Annotated in this window: 1 protein-coding gene; it reads right to left on the bottom strand. The window is 69.4% G+C overall.

Annotation, left to right across the window (positions count from 1 at the left end; all coding sequences use genetic code 11):
- Window positions 1-110: 110 nt before the first annotated feature.
- Window positions 111-890, bottom strand: a complete 780-nt coding sequence (locus tag ACFVXG_RS46145; RefSeq protein ID WP_387857154.1) for a ParA family protein — start codon at window positions 888-890, stop codon at window positions 111-113.
- Window positions 891-1,247: the final 357 nt, after the last annotated feature.

Raw genomic sequence — 1,247 nt, 5'->3', positions numbered from 1 at the left:
GCGCTCAGGTGCGGACGCGGTCTTGTCGCGTCGCAACCCCTGGAGCCTGGCCCAGTCGCCGGTGAGGCCGCCCATGTCCGGCGGGGGCTGAGAGCTGTTCCGCGGTGCGTTCATGCGGCCAGCACCACCTTTGCCAGGTCGCGGAACCACTGCGATGCCTCGCACTTCGCGTCGTACTCCAGGACGGGCACCTTGGCCCGCCATGCCTTGCGGATGTCGGTGCGCTTCTTGATCTCAGCGATGACGGGCGGTTGGCCCAGGTTCCGGAACGCTTCGAGCATGCTGCTCACGATCTCGCCGTCCCGGGTGTCGAACCGCGTGGGGATCAGGCCGAGGATGTCGATGTCCACGTCCATGTCCTGGCTCAGGATCGCCACCTGACGCAGCAGCAGTCGCAGCGCCCGGATGCTGGAGTCTTCCGCTTCGACCGGGACCAGGAGGCCGCCGCGCTTGCCCTCCCGCCGGCGCGCGGCCATCAGGGCGCACTCGGTGCCGATCCCGAGGGAGGGCGGGGCGTCGATGACGCAGGCGTCATAGTCGTTCTCGAACTTGGCCAGGAGCTTGGCGAGCCGCATCTCGCGCGCCGTCGCCGCGTACAGACCCTTGTCCAACATGAACATGTCCATGTTGGTGGGCAGCACGTGCAGCCGCTCGCGGTAGGCCACAAGCAGCTCGTGCGGGTCGCCGCTCCACTCCCCCAGGACCCAGCCCTTCATTGTCCTGTCGTCGGGGCTCTCGGCCACCCCGAGCGCCTCGGTCATGTGGCCTTGCGGGTCCCAGTCGACCAGCAGTACGCGGCGGCCTTCCTCGGCCAGCGCCGCGCCCAGGTTGATGGTGTTGGCGGTCTTGCCGACACCACCCTTCTGGTTCGTCATGGCGTAGATGTCCATGAACGGCAGCGTAGAGCCTCGCTCGTGACGCCACGACCTCACGGGGCCGGGAACCCACGTACGCCCCACAGAGGCGGCCCCAACGGGCTGCGGAGCGACGTCGGCACGGGGAGCCGAGCGCAGCGGCCACACGATCCCCGTCCTTTCCCTCCGGCGCGCTTCAGCCGGGGGCCAGGGCGGGGATGTCTGACCACCCACCACGGCCAGCACGCGGCGTGACCTCGGCTGGTGAGTGGGGAGTGCCCGAACGACCCCAACCGCCTGTGCAACGGCTCCTGCAACGGCTCCTGCAACGGCTCCTGCAACGGCCTCTGAAAGGCCCGTCGCGCACGCCAGAGGGCCCGTCCACCACGGACG

Source organism: Kitasatospora sp. NPDC058162 (assembly GCF_042884005.1).
Classification (GTDB): Bacteria; Actinomycetota; Actinomycetes; order Streptomycetales; family Streptomycetaceae; genus Kitasatospora.
The sequence above is the reverse complement of the archived record's forward strand: the minus strand, read 5'-3'. Positions and strand labels throughout refer to the sequence as shown.

Coding starts and splice junctions, on each gene's coding strand:
- ACFVXG_RS46145 (WP_387857154.1), bottom strand. CDS start 890: ATGGACATCTACGCCATGACGAACCAGAAGGGTGGTGTCGGCAAGACC.